The 16,362-nt window shown below is 67.9% G+C and carries 16 protein-coding genes; 10 read left to right on the forward strand and 6 right to left on the reverse strand.

Features of this window, described 5'->3' with window-relative positions; genetic code table 11:
• The first annotated feature begins 157 nt into the window (after positions 1–157).
• Positions 158–667 (forward strand): DUF1993 family protein, encoded by a 510-nt coding sequence (locus B2J89_RS07125; RefSeq protein WP_169168449.1) that lies wholly within the window; start codon positions 158–160, stop codon positions 665–667.
• 291 nt (positions 668–958) lie between these two features.
• Here B2J89_RS07125 and B2J89_RS07130 read toward each other — a convergent pair whose 3' ends face one another.
• Positions 959–2,473, reverse strand: coding sequence for a helicase HerA-like domain-containing protein (locus B2J89_RS07130; protein ID WP_169168450.1), 1,515 nt, complete (start codon positions 2,471–2,473; stop codon positions 959–961).
• A 64-nt stretch (positions 2,474–2,537) separates the two neighbouring features.
• Here B2J89_RS07130 and B2J89_RS07135 point away from each other — a divergent pair, with 64 nt between their 5' ends.
• The 7 genes from B2J89_RS07135 (at position 2,538) to rng (ending at position 9,370) form a co-directional block, all read left to right on the forward strand.
• The gene (locus B2J89_RS07135; RefSeq protein ID WP_169168451.1) at positions 2,538–3,257 is read left to right on the forward strand and encodes a YebC/PmpR family DNA-binding transcriptional regulator; all 720 of its coding nucleotides are present in this window, start codon (positions 2,538–2,540) and stop codon (positions 3,255–3,257) included.
• 83 nt (positions 3,258–3,340) lie between these two features.
• Positions 3,341–4,624 carry a phosphoribosylamine--glycine ligase gene (gene purD, locus B2J89_RS07140; RefSeq protein WP_169168453.1) on the forward strand — a complete coding sequence of 428 codons (1,284 nt, stop codon included), beginning with the start codon at positions 3,341–3,343 and terminating at the stop codon, positions 4,622–4,624.
• Entirely contained in the window at positions 4,621–5,562 is a 942-nt protein-coding gene (gene hemF, locus B2J89_RS07145) for an oxygen-dependent coproporphyrinogen oxidase (protein ID WP_169168455.1), read from the forward strand. The genes purD and hemF overlap by 4 nt, the downstream gene beginning before the upstream one ends.
• Positions 5,563–5,763: 201 nt before the next feature.
• Positions 5,764–6,633 carry a ribosome silencing factor gene (rsfS, locus tag B2J89_RS07150; RefSeq protein ID WP_169168456.1) on the forward strand — a complete coding sequence of 290 codons (870 nt, stop codon included), beginning with the start codon at positions 5,764–5,766 and terminating at the stop codon, positions 6,631–6,633.
• 12 nt (positions 6,634–6,645) lie between these two features.
• Complete coding sequence (gene rlmH / locus B2J89_RS07155) at positions 6,646–7,113, forward strand: 23S rRNA (pseudouridine(1915)-N(3))-methyltransferase RlmH (protein ID WP_169168457.1); 468 nt, start codon at positions 6,646–6,648, stop codon at positions 7,111–7,113.
• Positions 7,114–7,222: 109 nt separating this feature from the next.
• On the forward strand, positions 7,223–7,837 hold the full coding sequence (locus B2J89_RS07160; RefSeq protein WP_169168458.1) for a nucleoside triphosphate pyrophosphatase: 615 nt from the start codon (positions 7,223–7,225) through the stop codon (positions 7,835–7,837).
• A 45-nt stretch (positions 7,838–7,882) separates the two neighbouring features.
• Positions 7,883–9,370, forward strand: a complete 1,488-nt coding sequence (rng, locus tag B2J89_RS07165; RefSeq protein WP_169168459.1) for a ribonuclease G — start codon at positions 7,883–7,885, stop codon at positions 9,368–9,370.
• A 147-nt stretch (positions 9,371–9,517) separates the two neighbouring features.
• On the opposite strand, the gene B2J89_RS07170 is transcribed toward rng, so the two are convergent.
• Genes B2J89_RS07170 through lptF form a run of 5 tightly spaced genes read right to left on the reverse strand, consistent with a single transcriptional unit; the run spans position 9,518 to position 14,300 of the window.
• Entirely contained in the window at positions 9,518–10,690 is a 1,173-nt protein-coding gene (locus B2J89_RS07170) for a pyridoxal phosphate-dependent aminotransferase (RefSeq protein ID WP_169168460.1), read from the reverse strand.
• 24 nt (positions 10,691–10,714) lie between these two features.
• A complete protein-coding gene (locus B2J89_RS07175) occupies positions 10,715–11,656 on the reverse strand; it encodes a CysB family HTH-type transcriptional regulator (RefSeq protein ID WP_169168461.1) in 942 nt (313 codons plus the stop codon).
• A gap of 58 nt (positions 11,657–11,714) precedes the next feature.
• Entirely contained in the window at positions 11,715–12,086 is a 372-nt protein-coding gene (locus B2J89_RS07180; RefSeq protein ID WP_169168462.1) for a sirohydrochlorin chelatase, read from the reverse strand.
• Positions 12,087–12,105: 19 nt separating this feature from the next.
• On the reverse strand, positions 12,106–13,209 hold the full coding sequence (gene lptG / locus B2J89_RS07185) for an LPS export ABC transporter permease LptG (protein WP_169168463.1): 1,104 nt from the start codon (positions 13,207–13,209) through the stop codon (positions 12,106–12,108).
• Positions 13,206–14,300 carry an LPS export ABC transporter permease LptF gene (gene lptF / locus B2J89_RS07190; RefSeq protein ID WP_169168464.1) on the reverse strand — a complete coding sequence of 365 codons (1,095 nt, stop codon included), beginning with the start codon at positions 14,298–14,300 and terminating at the stop codon, positions 13,206–13,208. The genes lptG and lptF overlap by 4 nt, the downstream gene beginning before the upstream one ends.
• A gap of 23 nt (positions 14,301–14,323) precedes the next feature.
• Between lptF and B2J89_RS07195 the strand changes: the two genes are divergently transcribed.
• Both B2J89_RS07195 and B2J89_RS07200 read left to right on the forward strand, forming a co-directional pair.
• Entirely contained in the window at positions 14,324–15,838 is a 1,515-nt protein-coding gene (locus B2J89_RS07195) for a leucyl aminopeptidase (RefSeq protein ID WP_169168465.1), read from the forward strand.
• 7 nt (positions 15,839–15,845) lie between these two features.
• Complete coding sequence (locus B2J89_RS07200) at positions 15,846–16,277, forward strand: DNA polymerase III subunit chi (RefSeq protein WP_169168466.1); 432 nt, start codon at positions 15,846–15,848, stop codon at positions 16,275–16,277.
• Positions 16,278–16,362: the final 85 nt, after the last annotated feature.

Here is a 16,362-nt window from a genome sequence, read left to right on the forward strand (position 1 = left end):
GCCGTGGCCTGTGGCAGCGCTTTACCCGGATGCGCCCGGCGGTCTAGCGCGGCAGGCGCTTCACGCCCCGTGGAACCGGGCGAGAATCAGCGCGCCCCGCGCAAGCGCCGGCACGCGCCAACCGCGCAATTTCCTCCGATTCCTATCGAAAGACCCCATGACCAGCCCCATCTACACCGCATCCATTCCCGTTTTCCAGCAAATGCTGGGGGGCCTCAGCCAGGTGCTGGCCAAGGCCGAGGCGCATGCCACGGCCAAGAACATCGACCCGAACGCGCTGCTGCAGGCGCGGCTGTTCCCCGATATGTTTGCGCTGCTGCGCCAGGTGCAGGTGGCCAGCGACTTTGCCAAGAGTGTGTCGGCGCGGCTGGCGGGCGTTGAGGTGCCCAAGCTGGAAGACAATGAACAGAGCTTTGCCGACCTGCAGGCGCGCATCGCCACCGTGCTGGCGTTCATCGGCGGGCTCGATCCGGCGAAGTTTGACGGTGCCGCCACGCGCGAGATCGTCACGCAGGCCGGCACGCCGAAAGAAAAGCGCTTCAGCGGCACGTCCTATCTCTTCAACTACGGCCTGCCGCATTTCTTCTTTCACACCACGACGGCCTACGCCATCCTGCGCCACAACGGCGTCGAGGTCGGCAAGAAGGACTATATCGGCAGCTACTGAGCGCCAAAAATCCCTCTGACGGAGGGGGTCGGAGCGCTCGCAGCTACGCAATGAACCGCTGCGAGTGCCGCGGCGCTGCCTCCGGCGCGCGAGCTGGGCCTGCACCGCGCCCACCGGCTGGGGCTGGGGCGCCGGCGGAGATGGGCCGGCAAGCGCGACAGCAGCGGCGTGCGCTCTGGTTGGTAGGGGTTGAATCGGCCCGAAACGCTTTCCAGTCCAGCGCCGACAGCTATGAAATCAGGAATTGTGTGCTGCGCAGTCTGGCCTGTGGGCCAGGCCAGCGCGCAGGCTTCAGCGCTTGCGACCGCCCAGCAGGCTGCCGAGCACACCGCGCAGGATCTCGCGTCCCAGCGTGGTGCCCATGGTGCGCACGGCAGATTTGGCCATGGTCTGGGCCAGGCCGTCGCGCTGCCCGCCGCGCGGGCCGGTGCTGCCGAACAGCACGTCGCTGAATCCCCCCATCAGCCCGCCGCCGCCGTTTTGCGCAGCTGCCGCGCCGCCGTTCTTGCCATTGGCCGGGGCTGCGCTGGCCGCGCGGGCCTTGAGCATTTCGTAGGCCGAATCGCGGTCCACCGTTTTTTCGTAGACGCCTGCCACCAGCGAGCCCGCCGTCAGGGCCTGGCGCTGCGGCGCCGTGATGGGGCCGAGCTGGCTGCCCGGGGGCAGCACAAACGCCCGCTCGGTCACACTCGGGCGGCCCTTGGCGTCCAGGAAGCTCACCAGCGCCTCGCCCACCGCCAGTTCGGTGATGGCGCGCTCGATGTCCAGGCCCGGGTGGGGGCGCATGGTCGTCGCGGTGGCCTTGACGGCCTTCTGGTCGCGCGGGGTGAAGGCGCGCAGCGCATGCTGCACGCGGTTGCCCAGCTGCGCGAGCACGCTGTCGGGGATGTCGAGCGGGTTCTGCGTGACGAAGTAGACGCCCACGCCCTTGGAGCGCACCAGGCGCACCACCAGCTCGATGCGCTCGATCAGCACCTTGGGCGCCTCGTTGAACAGCAGGTGGGCCTCGTCGAAGAAGAACACCAGCTTGGGCTTTTCGGGGTCGCCGATCTCGGGCAGCTGCTCGAACAGCTCCGACAGCAGCCACAGCAGGAAGGTGGCGTACAGGCGCGGCGAGTTCAGCAGCTTGTCGGCCGCCAGGATGTTGACCATGCCGTGGCCGTTGCCGTCGGTCTGCATCAGGTCCTGGATGTTGAGCATGGGCTCGCCAAAGAACTGGTCGCCCCCCTGGGTTTCGATCTGCATCAGCCCACGCTGGATGGCGCCCACGCTGGCGGCGCTGATGTTGCCGTAGGCGGTGGTGAACTGGCTGGCGTTGTCGCCCACATACTGCAGCATGGCGCGCAGGTCCTTGAGGTCGAGCAGCAGCAGACCCTGGTCGTCGGCGACCTTGAACACGACGTTGAGCACGCCGAGCTGGATCTCGTTGAGGTTCAGCATGCGCCCGAGCAGCAGCGGGCCCATGTCCGAGACGGTGGCGCGCACCGGGTGGCCCTGCTCGCCGAACACGTCCCACAGCGTGGCCGGGCAGGCCTGCGGTGGCGGCGGCTCGATGCCGCGCTCTTGGAGCGTCGCGGCCAGCTTCTCACCAATGTTGCCGGCCTGGCTGATGCCGGTCAGGTCGCCCTTGACGTCGGCCATGAACACCGGCACGCCGATGCGCGAGAAATTCTCGGCCAGCGTCTGCAGCGTCACCGTCTTGCCGGTGCCCGTGGCGCCCGTGATCAGGCCGTGCCGGTTGGCCAGTGCGGGCAGCAGCTGGCATTCGGTGGAGGTGTTCTTGGCAATCAGCAGGGGTTCGGCCATGGCGTGGGTCCACAAAAGTAGAATCGAAGGCGTAGATTCAATCAGGATAGCAAAAGGAAATCCCATGGCCGGACACAGCAAATGGGCAAACATCCAGCACCGCAAGGGGCGCCAGGACGAAAAGCGCGGAAAAATCTGGACGCGCATCATCCGCGAGATCACCGTCGCGGCCCGCGCCGGTGGCGGTGACCTCGGCGCCAACCCGCGCCTGCGCCTGGCGGTGGAGAAGGCCAAGGCCGCCAACCTGCCGGCCGACCGCGTCAAGTACAACATCGACAAGGCCACCGGCAACGCCGAAGGTGTCCACTACGAGGAAATCCGCTACGAGGGCTACGGCATCGGCGGCGCGGCCATCATCGTGGACACCATGACCGACAACCATGTGCGCACCGTGGCCGAGGTGCGCCACGCCTTCAGCAAGCACGGCGGCAACATGGGCACGACGGGCTCGGTGGCGTTCCAGTTCAAGAAGGTCGGCCAGCTCATCTTTGCGCCGGGCACGAACGAGGACCGGGTCATGGAAGTGGCGCTCGAAGCGGGCGCCGAGGACGTGGTCACCGACGACGACGGCGCCATCGAGGTGCTCACGGCCCCGGCCGACTTCGAGGCCGTCAAGCACGCGCTCGAAGCCGCGGGCCTCACGGCCGCCGCCGCCGACGTCACCATGCGCCCCGATGTCACGATCGCGCTCGAAGGCGAAGACGCCGCGCGCATGCGGAAGCTGCTCGATGTGCTGGAAGACCTGGACGACGTGCAGGAAGTCTTCCACAACGCTGCGCTGTGACGATGCGCATTTTTGTCCACCATTTTTCTTTGCCCCCCTGGGGGCGCGTCTCGCCGCTTTGCGGCGGACCTCTGGAGTAAGGTATGAAGGTTTTGGTCATTGGTGGTGGTGGGCGTGAGCACGCGATGGCGTGGAAGCTCAGCCAGTCGCCCAAGGTCACACGCGTGTATGTCGCGCCGGGCAACGGCGGGACCGAGCTGTCGCACCTGCTGGAAAACATCGCCATCACCGACGTGCGGGCACTGCGCGAGTGGGCGCAGGCCGAGAAGATCGGTCTCACGGTGGTCGGTCCGGAAGCGCCGCTGGCGGCCGGCGTGGTCGATGAATTCCGCGCGCACGGCCTGCGCATCTTCGGGCCCACCAGGGCGGCCGCGCAGCTGGAGAGCTCCAAAGCGTTCTCCAAGGCCTTCATGCGCCGCCACGGCATTCCCACGGCGGACTACGACACCTTCACTGACCCGGTCGCGGCCCACGCCTTCATCGACCGCCTGGGCGCACCCATCGTCATCAAGGCCGACGGCCTGGCCGCCGGCAAGGGCGTGGTGGTGGCCATGACGCTGCAGGAGGCCCACGACGCGGTGGACTTCATGCTGGTCGACAACAAATACGGCGTGGCGCACAACGACGGCGGTGCCCGCGTGGTGATCGAGGAGTTCCTCGAAGGCGAGGAGGCCAGCTTCATCGTGCTGTGCGATGGCAAGAACGTCGCCGCCCTGGCGACCAGCCAGGACCACAAGCGCCTCAAGGACGGCGACGAAGGCCCCAACACCGGCGGCATGGGGGCGTATTCACCCGCCCCCGTGGTCACCGCCGACGTGCACGCCCGCGCCATGCGCGAGATCATCCTGCCCACCGTGCGGGGCATGGAAAAGGACGGCATTCCCTACACCGGCTTCCTCTACGCTGGCCTGATGATCGATGCCAAAGGCCACCCCAAGACGCTCGAGTTCAACTGCCGCATGGGCGACCCCGAGACGCAGCCCATCCTGATGCGCCTCAAGAGCGACCTGCTCGATCTGCTGGGCGCCGCCATCGACGGCAAGCTCGACCAGGTCGAGCTGCAGTGGGACCGCCGTACGGCGCTGGGCGTGGTCATGGCCGCGCACGGCTACCCCGAAGATCCGCGCAAGGGCGATGCCATCACCGGCCTGCCGCCCGAGGCCGACGATGCCATGGTGTTCCATGCCGCCACCGTGATCGGCGACGGCGCGCTGCGCACCAGCGGCGGCCGCGTGCTGTGCGTGACGGCGCTGGCCGACAGCGCCCGGCAGGCGCAGCAGCGCGCCTACGACGTGGCGCGCGGCATCCATTTCGACGGCGCACAGTACCGCCGCGACATTGGCCACCGCGCCGTCAAGAGCGCATGAACGCAAGCTTCAACACCGAAGGCACCGTGGCCCAGGTGCGCGCCTACCTGATCGGCCTGCAGGCGCGCATCATCGGCGCGCTCGAAGCCGTGGAGGGTGAGGGCGGCGCGCGCGCCCTGGTCGACCCCTGGCGCAAGCCACCGGGCGAGCTGCTGCAGGGCGACGGTATCACGCAGATCCTCGAAGGCGGGCGCGTGTTCGAGCGCGCCGGCTGCGGCTTTTCGCATGTGCGCGGGCCGCAGCTGCCGCCGTCGGCGACGCAGCACCGGCCCGAACTGGCGGGGGCGCCGTTCGAGGCGATGGGCGTATCGCTGGTGTTCCACCCGCGCAACCCCTATGTGCCCACCGTGCACATGAATGTGCGCATGATCGCCGCCGGCCACCCAGGCGAGGCGCCGGTGTGCTGGTTTGGCGGCGGCATGGACCTGACGCCGTACTACGGCTTCGAGGAGGATGCGGTGCATTTCCACCGCACTTGCCGCGATGCGCTCGCGCCTTTCGGCGACGACAAGTACCCGCGCTTCAAGCAGTGGTGCGACGAATACTTCTTCCTCCAGCACCGGGGCGAGCAGCGCGGCATTGGCGGCGTGTTCTATGACGACTTCTCCGAGCTGGGCTTCGAACAAAGCCTGGCCATGACGCAGTCGGTGGGCGACGCCTTCCTGGGCGCCTACCTGCCCATCGTCGAGCGCCGCCAGGGCATGCCCTACGGCGAGCGCGAGCGGGCCTTCCAGCTCTACCGGCGCGGCCGCTACGTCGAGTTCAACCTGGTCTGGGACCGGGGCACGCACTTTGGCCTGCAGTCGGGCGGGCGCACCGAATCCATCCTCCTGTCGATGCCGCCGCTGGCCAGCTGGTCCTACCAGCACACGCCCGAGGCGGGCACGCCCGAGGCCCACCTGACCCAGCGTTACCTGGTGCGGCGCGACTGGCTGTGACGGCGGCAGCGCAGCGGACAGGGCGCAAAGCTATAATTTCAGTAGCTATCAGCGCTCACCCCACCTGCGCCAACGCCCCCAAACCCTTGAATTGCTGTGCGCGCCCTGCGCCACGCTTCGCGCGCGCTGCGCACGCCCTCCATGGCCGTGCTGCGGGTTGCGCGCTATATTGACCCCCATTACCTCCACACCCACTGCCTGATGACCACCTCCACCCAATCGGAATCCGCGGCCAAGAAAGACGTCACCAAACTCCAGCGCGCCATCGTCGATGGCCTGGAAGACGTCAAGGCGCAAGACATCCAGGTCTTCAACACCGAGCACCTTTCGCCGCTTTTTGAGCGCGTGATCGTGGCCTCAGGCACCTCCAACCGCCAGACCAAGGCGATTGCCGCCAGCGTGCGCGACAAAGTGCGCGAGGCCGGCTTTCCCAAGCCGCGCATTGAGGGCGAGGAAAACGGCGAGTGGATCATCGTGGACTGCGGCGCTGCCGTGGCGCACGTCATGCAGCCCACCATCCGCCAGTACTACCGCCTCGAAGAGCTGTGGGGCGACACGCCCGTGCGCATCAAGCTGGGCGCACCCAAGCCCGCGGCCCCCGCCGCCGCCAAGGTGCCAGCCAAGACCGCCGCGCGCCGCGCCGCCAAGGCCGAGGCCGAACTGACCAGCACCACCGGCAAGGCCGCGGCGCCGAAGAAGGCCGCCGCCAAGCCCGCTGCCCGCAAGACCGCCCGCCCCGCGGCCGAAGCTGCCGCGCCCGCGGCCCGCAAGCCAGCGGCCCGCAAGACCGCCGGCGCTACCGCCAGCCCGTCCGCCCCCAAAACCCCTGCGCGCACCGGCGCCGTGAAGGGTGCGCCGGCCAAAACTCCGGCCAAGACGGCAGGCAAGGCCGCACCGGCCAAGGCCGCCATCAAGACCCTGGTGGTCAAGCCGCGCGCCGACAAGGCCGCGCCGGCCAAGAAGTCCGCACCCCGCGCCGCCGGCAAGGCCCCTGTGCGGGCCGCTGCTAAGCCGGCCGCGCCCGCCAAGGCGCCCGCGCGCAAGCCGGCCGCCCGCAAGCCCCAAGCCTGAGGCCTCTGATCCATGCGGCTGCTGATCGTGGCCGTGGGCCAGCGCGTGCCCGACTGGGCGCAAACAGCCTACGACGACTACGCCAAGCGCTTCCCGCCCGAGCTCAAGGTCGAGCTCAAGGCGGTGAAGACCGAGCCGCGCGGCTCGAAGACGCTCGAGACACTCTATGCCGCCGAACGCGAGCGCATCGAGGCGGCCATCCCGCGCGGCACGCGCGTGGTGGCGCTCGACGAGCGCGGCACCAGTCTCACCACCAAGGCGCTGGCCGAGCGGCTCAAGGGCTGGCAGCTCGGCGGCGACGATGTGGCGCTCGTCATTGGCGGCCCCGACGGGCTCGATCCGGCCTTCCGGCAGGGCGCGCACGAACGCATCCGGCTGTCGGACCTGACCCTGCCGCATGCCATGGTGCGCGTGCTGCTGATCGAGCAGCTCTACCGCGCCTGGTCGGTCAATGCCGGCCACCCCTACCACCGCGAGTAGAGGTCCATGCTGCCAGGCCGTGCTGGGGGTTTGCTTCTGATTCAATAGCTGCTGGCGCTTGATGTACAAGCGCCAGAGTCGTTTTTGGTCTCTATTCTGGAGGGTGGCCATGCGCCGATTCATCTACCTGGCCTCGCAGAGTCCGCGCCGCAGCCAGCTGCTCGACCAGCTGGGCGTGCACCACGACCTGCTGCTGCCCGCGGCGGGCGATGAAGCAGCAGAAGACGCCGAGGCGCTGGAGGCCGCACTGGTGGGTGAGTCGCCCACCGCCTACGTGCAGCGCGTGACCGGCCTCAAGCTCGACGCCGCCGTGGCACGCCGCGCGCGCCGCGGCCTGCCCGAGGCGCCCATCCTGTGCGCCGACACCACGGTGGCGCTGGGCCGCACGCTGTACGGCAAGCCCGAAGATGCGCAGGACGCGGCGCGCATGCTCGGCGAACTCTCGGGCCACACCCACCGCGTGCTCACCGCCGTGGCGCTGCAGGTGGGCGCCAAGCGCCTGGCGGCGCTGTCGGTGTCGCGCGTGACCTTTGCCGCATTGCCGCCGGCGCAGATCGCCGCCTATGTCGCTACGGGGGAGCCGCTGGGCAAGGCCGGCGCCTATGGCGTGCAGGGCAAGGCGGCGGCGCTCATCGAGCGCATCCACGGCAGCTATTCGGGCATCATGGGCCTGCCCTTGTTCGAGACCGCGCGGCTGCTGCGCGCTGCCGGCTTCTCCGTCTGATCGGCGCTCGCACTCCGCCCCCTATTCTTTGAGAGACCTTTGTCCATGCAACAAGACATCCTGATCAACTGGTCGCCCCAAGAGACGCGCGTGGCCGTGGTCGAAAACGGCGCGGTGCAGGAGCTGCACGTCGAGCGCACGCTCGAGCGCGGCCTGGTGGGCAATGTGTACCTGGGCAAGGTCTCGCGGGTGCTGCCGGGCATGCAGTCGGCCTTCATCGACATCGGCCTGGAGCGCGCGGCCTTCCTGCACGTGGCCGACGTCTGGCAGCGCCAGGAGGGCGGCGAGGCGCCCATGTTCGCGCGCAAGGATGCGCCGCAGGTGCCGATCGAGAAGCAGGTCTTCGAGGGTCAGGCGCTGATGGTCCAGGTCATCAAGGACCCCATCGGCACCAAGGGTGCGCGCCTGTCCACGCAGATCAGCATCGCAGGTCGCCTGCTGGTGTTCCTGCCGCAGGACGACCATGTGGGCGTGTCGCAGAAGATCCCGGCGGCCGAGCGCGATGCGCTGCGCGCGCGCCTGCAGGCGCTGGTGGGCAGCAAGGCGTCGGGCGGCGGGGGCGGATTCATCCTACGCACCAACGGCGAGGACTCGACCGACGCCGAGCTGGCAGAAGACATCGCCTACCTGCGCAAGACCTGGGCGCGCACCAAGGAGGCGTCGCTGCGCCTGCCGCCGATGTCGCTGCTGCACCAGGACCTGAGCCTGCTGCAGCGGGTGCTGCGCGACTTGGTGGGCGAGCAGACCACCAGCATCCGCATCGACTCGCACGAGCAGTTCGCCGGGCTGCGCGCCTTTGGCCGCGAGTTCATGCCGGCGGCCGAACCCAAGCTGCAGCACTACAAGGGCGAGCGGCCGATTTTCGACCTGTATTCCATCGACGAGGAAATCGCGCGCGCGCTGGGCCGGCGTGTCGATCTCAAATCGGGCGGCTACCTCATCGTCGACCAGACCGAGGCGCTGACCACCATTGACGTCAACACCGGCGGCTTTGTCGGCGCGCGCAATTTCGACGAGACCATCTTCAAGACCAACCTCGAGGCGGCGGGCGCCATCGCGCGCCAGCTGCGCCTGCGCAACCTGGGCGGCATCATCATTGTCGATTTCATCGACATGGCGCAGCCCGCGCACCAGGAGGCGGTGCTCGCCGAATTCCGTAAGCAGCTCGCGCGCGACCGCGTCAAGACCATGGCGGGCGGGTTTTCGCAGCTCGGCCTCGTCGAGATGACACGCAAGCGCACACGCGAGTCGCTGGCGCACATGCTCTGCGAGCCGTGCCCGGCCTGCCAGGGGCGCGGCGCGCTGAAGACGGCGCGCAGCGTGGCCTACGACATCCTGCGCGAAATCCTGCGCGAAGCGCGCCAGTTCCACCCGCGCGAGTTCCGCGTCGTGGCCGCGCCGCAGGTGGTCGAGCTGCTGCTCGACGAGGAAAGCCAGCACCTGGCGGGCCTGTCGGACTTCATCGGCAAGCCGATCTCGCTGCAGTCGGAGAGCGCGATGGGGCAGGAACAGTTCGACATCGTGCTGCTGTAGCGGGACGGCCGCGCGGGGCACGCTCTTGAAAAGTGAGCTGCCTGGGCATGAAAGAAAAGGGTTTCAGGCACTTTTCATGCGAAAACCCATGCAGCGCAAGCGCTGGCCGCTCCTGTTTTTGCTCAGTGCCTGCCAGCGCCCTGGCGCTCAGAGTGTGCGCAGCCGCTCGATCGCCTCGCGCAGCGTGTCGTCTTTCTTGGCAAAGCAGAAGCGCACCACGCGCTGGTCGAAGCCGTCGCCATAAAAAGCCGACAGCGGGATGGCCGCCACGCCGACCTCGCGCGCGAGCCACTGGCAGAAGTCGGCTTCGCCGAGGTCGCTCACGGCCGAGATGTCCGCGCACTGGAAATAGGTGCCCGTCGTGGGCAGCAGGCGCAGGCGCGAGCCCTCCAGGCCGCGCCGGAACAGGTCGCGCTTGGCCTGGTAGAACGCCGGCAGCTGCAGGTAGGGCGCCGGGTCGGCCATGTAGTGCGCCAGGCCGTATTGCATCGGCGTGTTGACGGTGAACACGTTGAACTGGTGCACCTTGCGGAACTCGGCCGTGAGCGCCGCCGGCGCGGCGACGGTGCCGACCTTCCAGCCGGTGACATGGAAGGTCTTGCCAAAGCTCGACACGATGAAGGCGCGCGCCGCGAGGCCCGGAAAGCGCGCCGCGCTCTGGTGCGGCTGGCCGTCGAAGACCATGTGCTCGTACACCTCGTCGCTGATCAGCAGCACCTCGGTGGGAGCGAGCAGCTCTTGCAGGGTGAGCATGTCCTGCGCGCTCCAGACGGTGGCGCTGGGGTTGTGCGGGCTGTTGATGATGAGTGCGCGCGTGCGCGGCGACAGCGCCGCGCCGATCTTGTCGAAGTCGGGGCGGAAGCTGCCGGGCGTGAGCGGCACACGCACCACGGTGCCGCCGGCCAGCACGATGTTGGGCGCATAGCTGTCGTAGCAGGGGTCGAGCACGATGACCTCGTCGCCCGGGTGCACGGTGGCGAGGATCGCGGTCAGGATCGCCTGTGTCGCGCCTGCGGTGATGGTGATTTCGGTGTCGAAACTGTAGTGGCGCCCGTGCAGGGCCTCGATCTTGGCCGCCACGGCCTGGCGCAGCGCGGGCACGCCGGGCATGGGCGGGTACTGGTTGTGGCCGGCGCGCATGGCGTCATTGACCGCGTCAAGCAGGCGGGCGTCGCAGTCGAAGTCGGGAAAGCCCTGGCCCAGGTTGACGGCGCCGCACTGCGCGGCCAGCGCCGACATGACGGTGAAGATCGTGGTGCCTACCTGGGGCAGGCGGCTGGTGATGGAGGGGGTGTGTTCGGTCGCGGAGGTCGAAGTCATGGCGCGCAGGCAGAAAAGAAAAAGTTACAGCTCGTAGTCGTTCACTTGGCCGGTCATGGCGCGCGCGACGAGGTCGCGGCTCAAGCGGTCGCTGATGAGCTCGGCAAATTTGTAGACGAAGTTGCGCAGGTAGGCGCCTCGCTTGAACGCGACGCGCGCCACGCTCTGGCCGAACAGGTGGCCCACGGGGCGCACCACGAGGTCGCCCACCGGGTCGTCGCGCATTGCCATCTCGGCCACGATGCCGATCCCCAGGCCCAGGCGCACATAGGTCTTGATGACGTCGGAGTCGATGGCTTCGAGCGCAATGCGCGGCTGCAGGCGGCGCGCGGCAAAGGCCGCGTCGATCTTGCCGCGCCCGGTGAACGAGGGGTGGTAGGTGATCAGCGGCTCGTGCGCGATGTCGTCGAGCCCGATGCGCTCCTTCTGCGCCAGCGGATGGCCGGGCGGCAGCACCATCACATGCTCCCATTCGTAGCAGGGCAGGGTGACGAGCTCGGGGTAGTCGGCCAGCGACTCGGTGGCCATACCGATCTCGGCCACCTCGTCGATCACCATGCGCGCCACCTGGTCGGGCGTGGCCTGGTGCAGGCTGACGTTGACCTTGGGATAGGCCTCGCGCAGGCGCGCCACGGGCACCGGCAGGACGTAGCGCGCCTGGGTGTGGGTAGTGGCGATGCTGAGCGTGCCATTGTCCTGCGCGCTGTACTGTTCGCCGATGCGCTTCAAGTTGCTGACCTCGCGCATGATGAGCTCGATGCTCTTGAGCACGTGCAGGCCCGGCTCGGTGATGCGTTTGAGGCGCTTGCCGTGGCGGGCGAAGATTTCCACACCCAGCTCTCCCTCGAGTTCGATGATGGCCTTGGAGACGCCCGGCTGCGAAGTGTGCAGGGCCTTGGCCGCCTCGGTCAGGTTGAGGTTGCGGCGGGCGGCTTCCTGGACAAAGCGAAATTGGTGCAGATTCATACCTGATTGCGGCTAAAGAGTCGCATCATTATGCTGCAACTATCTAAGAGAATGGCCTTCAGGCCGTGCCGCAGGCAATCGAGGCCATGAGGGCGGTCATGCGCGGGTCCTCGCCAATCGCGGTCTGCACCTGGAATTGCACCCCCGGGTGCGCAGCATGCAGCGCCTGCACCAGCTGGGGCAGGTCTTCGCGCGCGTGCTTTCCGGTGCCCAGGAACATCGGCACGACGGTGATGGCGCGCACGCCCAGCCCCGCCAGCTCCTGGGCGGCCAGCGCCAGGTCGGGGGCGCAGAGTTCCAGGTAGGCGCAGCGCACGGCGAAGTGGGGGCTGTGCGCTTCGATCTGTTCGCGCACGGCTTCGATGGGTGCGCGCCACAGAGGGTCGCGCGAGCCGTGCGCGAACAGGATGATGCCTCGGGAAGGGGTCATGGGTGTGCCGCAAGGGCCGTCAGCGCCGCAGCACCAGCCAGCCGAAGGCGGCCAGCGACACCAGCGAATAAATGATGCCGGGCGCCGCCGCCGTGATCCACGGCGACCAGTTCTGCAGGTTGCCCGCATAGCCAAAGACGTTGTTGAGCAGAAAGAAGCTGATGCCCGCCATGACGCCGCCGAACACATAGCCGGCGATGCCGCCCGCGCGGAAATGCAGGTACGCAAAAGGCAGTGCCAGCACCACCATGACCAGGCAACTGAGCGGATAGAACACCTTGCGCCAGAACTCGATTTCATAGCGCTGCGCGGATTGCCCATTGGCTTCGAGGTGGCGGATGTACTGAAACAGGTCCAGCGTGGCCATGCGGTCGGGCTTGAGCACTGCGGCGGCGACCATGTCCGCGCTGATATGGGTGGGCCAGCGCAGCGAGGGGGCCTGCAGGTGCTCGACAGAGGCTTCGTCGGCGCCGCGGCTGTGGAAGCTGCTGCGGCGCACCTGCTCCAGCGTCCAGGCGCCGTCGCTGCCAAAACGCGCCGCTTGCGCATGCGTCTGCGAGGTCAGCCGCCCCTGGCTGTCGAACGCGAAGATGCGCACGTTTTGCATGCCGCCATCGGGCCCGATCGCGCGCACGTTGACGGCATAGGACTGGTCGTCCTGGCGCTCCTTGAGCCAGGCACCCGTGGCACCGGTGGTGATGCGGCCCATGTAGCGGGCCTTGACCAGCTGTGACATGCGGTCGCTCCAGGGGGCCAGGTAGTCGCCCGCGGCGAAGGTCACGACCACGAACACCGCGCCCAGCGTCAGCAGCGTGCGCAGTGCCCGTCCCGGGCCCAGGCCGCTGGTGCGCATGATCGTGAACTCGGAGCTTTGCGCGAGCCGCGCCATGACATAGATCGTGCCGATCAGCACGGTGATGGGCAGCAGCTCATAGAGGTGGCTGGGAATGCCCAGTGCCACAAAAAGCAGGGCGTGTGACAGCTCGTAGGTGCCGCCGCTTCTGCCCACCCAGCGCAGCTCGTCGAGCAGGTCGAAGAAAAAGAACAGCGCCAGGAAACCCAGCGTGACAAAGGCCACGGCAGCGATGACCTCGCGGTACACAAATCGGCGCAGGGTGTTCATGCGGCGCTCCTGCGTGCGCGCCACACGCGTGGCGTCCAGTGGTTGTGCCGCACGGCCAGCAGCAACACGGCCAGGGCGAGCGTGCCGCCATGCAGCAGCACCATGAACGTGGCGAGGCCGATCTTGTCGGCGCCGACCCAGCTCTGGCCCAGGGACATGAGGTTGTAGTAGACGACGAAGGCGAACAGCGCCAACACCAGGTTGCTGCTGCGGCTGGCGCGCGGATTGACGCTGGCCAGCCCCAGGGCCAGCAGCAGGAAGTTCGCGGTCGCCAGGGACAGGCCGAGCCGCCAACCCAGCTCGGCCCGGTTCATCGGCACTGGTTGCTCAAGCAGTTGCCGGGTGCTGAGTGTCTTGGCGGCCAGTTCATCGGGTGTGCCGCTGGATGCAGTGCCGATGCGGGTCCCGTACTCGGAGAATTCGCTGATCTTCAGGCCGGGCCGGTTCGCCGAGGATTCGACCCGCTGGCCATTGCTCAGCAAGACAAAGCGCTCGCCCGAGCGCAGTTCCAGGCGCGCGCTGCGCGCCGAGGTGATGGCTTCGCCGCCCGGGTCGGTGGCCGCAATGAAGACATTGTTCGCCGCTGCGGGATCGGGGCTGTCCTTGTCGATAAAGAAGACGCGGCTGCCATTGGCCGACTCCTGGAACTCGCCCGGGGCGATGCGCTCGATGTCGTTGCGCTGTTCGTACTGCATCCTGAGCTCCTGGATCTGCCGGTTGGCCCAGGGCCACACCAGCAGGGACAGCACCGCAACCCCGAGCATCACCGGCCAGGCGAACCGCAGCAGCGGAGACAGCAGGCTGGCGAGGCCTTTGCCGCTGGCAAACCAGATCACCATTTCGCTGTCACCGTACATGCGCGAGAGCGCCCCCACGATGGCCACAAACAGGCTCAGGCACAGAATGGTGGGGAGCTGCCCCAGCACCGTGAAGCCCATCACCAGCATCACGTCCGAAGGGTTGACGCTGCCGCGCGAAGCCTGGCCGAGCGTCCGGATCAGCATCATGGTCATGACCACCGTGACCAGCACTACCAGGGTGGCACCGAAGCTGCGTGCCAGCTCTCTGCGGATGGATGAATCGAATAACATTGGCTCGAAGGAAAAAGCCAATTATGAACTTTGATCTGAAGACGCTCGACCTGCCCGGGGCCCTGGCAGAAAAATGTGACCTGCTGGTGCTGCTCGTTCCCGAAGGCTTCCAGCCCGGCCGCGATGCGCTTTCCGCGGTGGTGGCCCAGGCCCTCAAGAGCGGTGACTTTGAAACCAAGGCGGGCAAGAGCCTGCCGCTGTACCAGGTGGTTGGCATTGCGGCGCGCCGCGTGGTGCTCGCAGGCATCGGCACCGGCGATGCGCGTGCCGTGGGCCAGGCCCTGCAGGCAGCGTCTGGTGCCTTGCGCTCGGCTGCCGTCAAGCGTGCGGTGGTGTGCTTTGCGGGCGCTGCATCGGCCGGCGCCGTGTCTGCGGCCGTGCAGGCCGTGGCGCACGGCAGCTACGTCTACACCACGACCAAACCCAAGGCCGAGGCGCGCGCACTCAGCCGCGTGGTGGTGGGCGTGAGCGACACGGACGCGGTCGCAGAGGCGTTTGCCCGCAGCACCGCCGTGGCGGTCGGTGTCGAATATGCGCGCGAATGGGGCAACCGCCCGGCCAACCATGCCACGCCGACCCTGCTGGCCGAGGCCGCCAAGGGATTGGCCAAGCATGCCGGCATCCAGTGCAAGGTGATGGGGCCGGCCGACGTGGCCAAGCTCGGCATGGGCGCCTTCATGGCCGTGGCCCGGGGCGCCGAAGAGCCGTTGCGCTTCATCGAGCTGCGTTACAGTGGCGCCGCCAAGACCGAGCCCCCGGTGGTGCTGGTGGGCAAGGGCATCACGTTCGACACGGGGGGCATCTCCATCAAGCCGTCGGCCGAGATGGACGAGATGAAATTCGACATGTGCGGCGCCGCGAGCGTGCTGGGCGTGTTTCGCGCGCTCGCGGAGCTGCAGCCGGCCATCAATGTGGTGGGCCTGATCCCCGCCTGCGAGAACATGCCGGACGGCAAGGCCGTCAAGCCAGGCGACGTGGTCACCAGCCTGGCCGGACAGACCATTGAAATCCTCAACACCGACGCCGAAGGCCGGCTGGTGCTGTGCGACGCGCTGACCTATGCCGCGCGCTTCAAACCCGCCGCCGTGGTGGACATCGCGACGCTCACGGGCGCTTGCGTGATTGCATTGGGCGGCGTGCGCAGCGGCATGTTCGCGTCGGACGACGCACTGGCCAATGCCTTGTTGGCGGCCGGAGAGACGTCGCAAGACCTGTGCTGGCGCATGCCGCTGGACGAAGACTACGCCGAAGGGCTCAAAACCCACTTCGCCGATGTCGCCAATGTGGCGGGACGCCCAGCGGGCGCCATCACGGCGGCCAAATTCCTGCAGCGCTTTGTCGGCGCGTTTCCCTGGGCGCACCTCGACATCGCTGGAACTGCCTGGAAGGGCGGCGCGGCCAAGGGCGCCACGGGCCGACCGGTGGGCCTGCTGGTGCATTACCTGCTGGGTGCAGCGGCCGTGCCGCCGCAAGCAGCCGCGCCGTCAAAGACCGCTGCCCGCAAACCACGCGCCAAATCGCCTGCTCGCGGCGCATGAGCCCGTCATGACGGAGGTCGCCTTCCATTTCAACGCGCCGGACAAGCTGGCCTATGCCTGCCGGTTTGCTCGGAAACTGGTGCGCAGCGACCTGCGCCTGGTGATCGCGGCGCCCGCACCCGTGCTGGACACCTTGGACCGCATGCTGTGGCACATGGCGCCCCACGACTTCGTTGCCCATTGCGGCATCGACGGCGGCCCGGAGCTGCTCGCGGCGTCCCCCGTCGTATTGCTCGAAGACCCGCGCCAGGCACCACACCATGACGTGTTGCTCAATCTGGGTGGCGAAGTGCCGCAGGGTTTTGGCAGCTTTGCGCGGCTGGTGGAAGTGGTGAGCGCCAGCGACGAGGCCGACCGGCAAGGCGCCCGCACGCGCTGGCGCCATTACGCAGGGCGCGGCTATGAGATCGTTCGCCACGACCTGGTGCTCAAGCGCTGAAAGTCCTCCCATGAGCACGCCCTCCAAGACCCCGCCCCGTTTTGTGCCCACGCTCACAGAGGTGGTGCAGTGGTCCCCGGCCCTG

It is taken from the genome of Acidovorax sp. SRB_24 (assembly GCF_012931925.1).

Coding starts and splice junctions, on each gene's coding strand:
- B2J89_RS07125 (WP_169168449.1), top strand. CDS start 158: ATGACCAGCCCCATCTACACCGCATCCATTCCCGTTTTCCAGCAAATG.
- B2J89_RS07130 (WP_169168450.1), bottom strand. CDS start 2,473: ATGGCCGAACCCCTGCTGATTGCCAAGAACACCTCCACCGAATGCCAG.
- B2J89_RS07135 (WP_169168451.1), top strand. CDS start 2,538: ATGGCCGGACACAGCAAATGGGCAAACATCCAGCACCGCAAGGGGCGC.
- purD (WP_169168453.1), top strand. CDS start 3,341: ATGAAGGTTTTGGTCATTGGTGGTGGTGGGCGTGAGCACGCGATGGCG.
- hemF (WP_169168455.1), top strand. CDS start 4,621: ATGAACGCAAGCTTCAACACCGAAGGCACCGTGGCCCAGGTGCGCGCC.
- rsfS (WP_169168456.1), top strand. CDS start 5,764: ATGACCACCTCCACCCAATCGGAATCCGCGGCCAAGAAAGACGTCACC.
- rlmH (WP_169168457.1), top strand. CDS start 6,646: ATGCGGCTGCTGATCGTGGCCGTGGGCCAGCGCGTGCCCGACTGGGCG.
- B2J89_RS07160 (WP_169168458.1), top strand. CDS start 7,223: ATGCGCCGATTCATCTACCTGGCCTCGCAGAGTCCGCGCCGCAGCCAG.
- rng (WP_169168459.1), top strand. CDS start 7,883: ATGCAACAAGACATCCTGATCAACTGGTCGCCCCAAGAGACGCGCGTG.
- B2J89_RS07170 (WP_169168460.1), bottom strand. CDS start 10,690: ATGACTTCGACCTCCGCGACCGAACACACCCCCTCCATCACCAGCCGC.
- B2J89_RS07175 (WP_169168461.1), bottom strand. CDS start 11,656: ATGAATCTGCACCAATTTCGCTTTGTCCAGGAAGCCGCCCGCCGCAAC.
- B2J89_RS07180 (WP_169168462.1), bottom strand. CDS start 12,086: ATGACCCCTTCCCGAGGCATCATCCTGTTCGCGCACGGCTCGCGCGAC.
- lptG (WP_169168463.1), bottom strand. CDS start 13,209: ATGAACACCCTGCGCCGATTTGTGTACCGCGAGGTCATCGCTGCCGTG.
- lptF (WP_169168464.1), bottom strand. CDS start 14,300: ATGTTATTCGATTCATCCATCCGCAGAGAGCTGGCACGCAGCTTCGGT.
- B2J89_RS07195 (WP_169168465.1), top strand. CDS start 14,324: ATGAACTTTGATCTGAAGACGCTCGACCTGCCCGGGGCCCTGGCAGAA.
- B2J89_RS07200 (WP_169168466.1), top strand. CDS start 15,846: ATGACGGAGGTCGCCTTCCATTTCAACGCGCCGGACAAGCTGGCCTAT.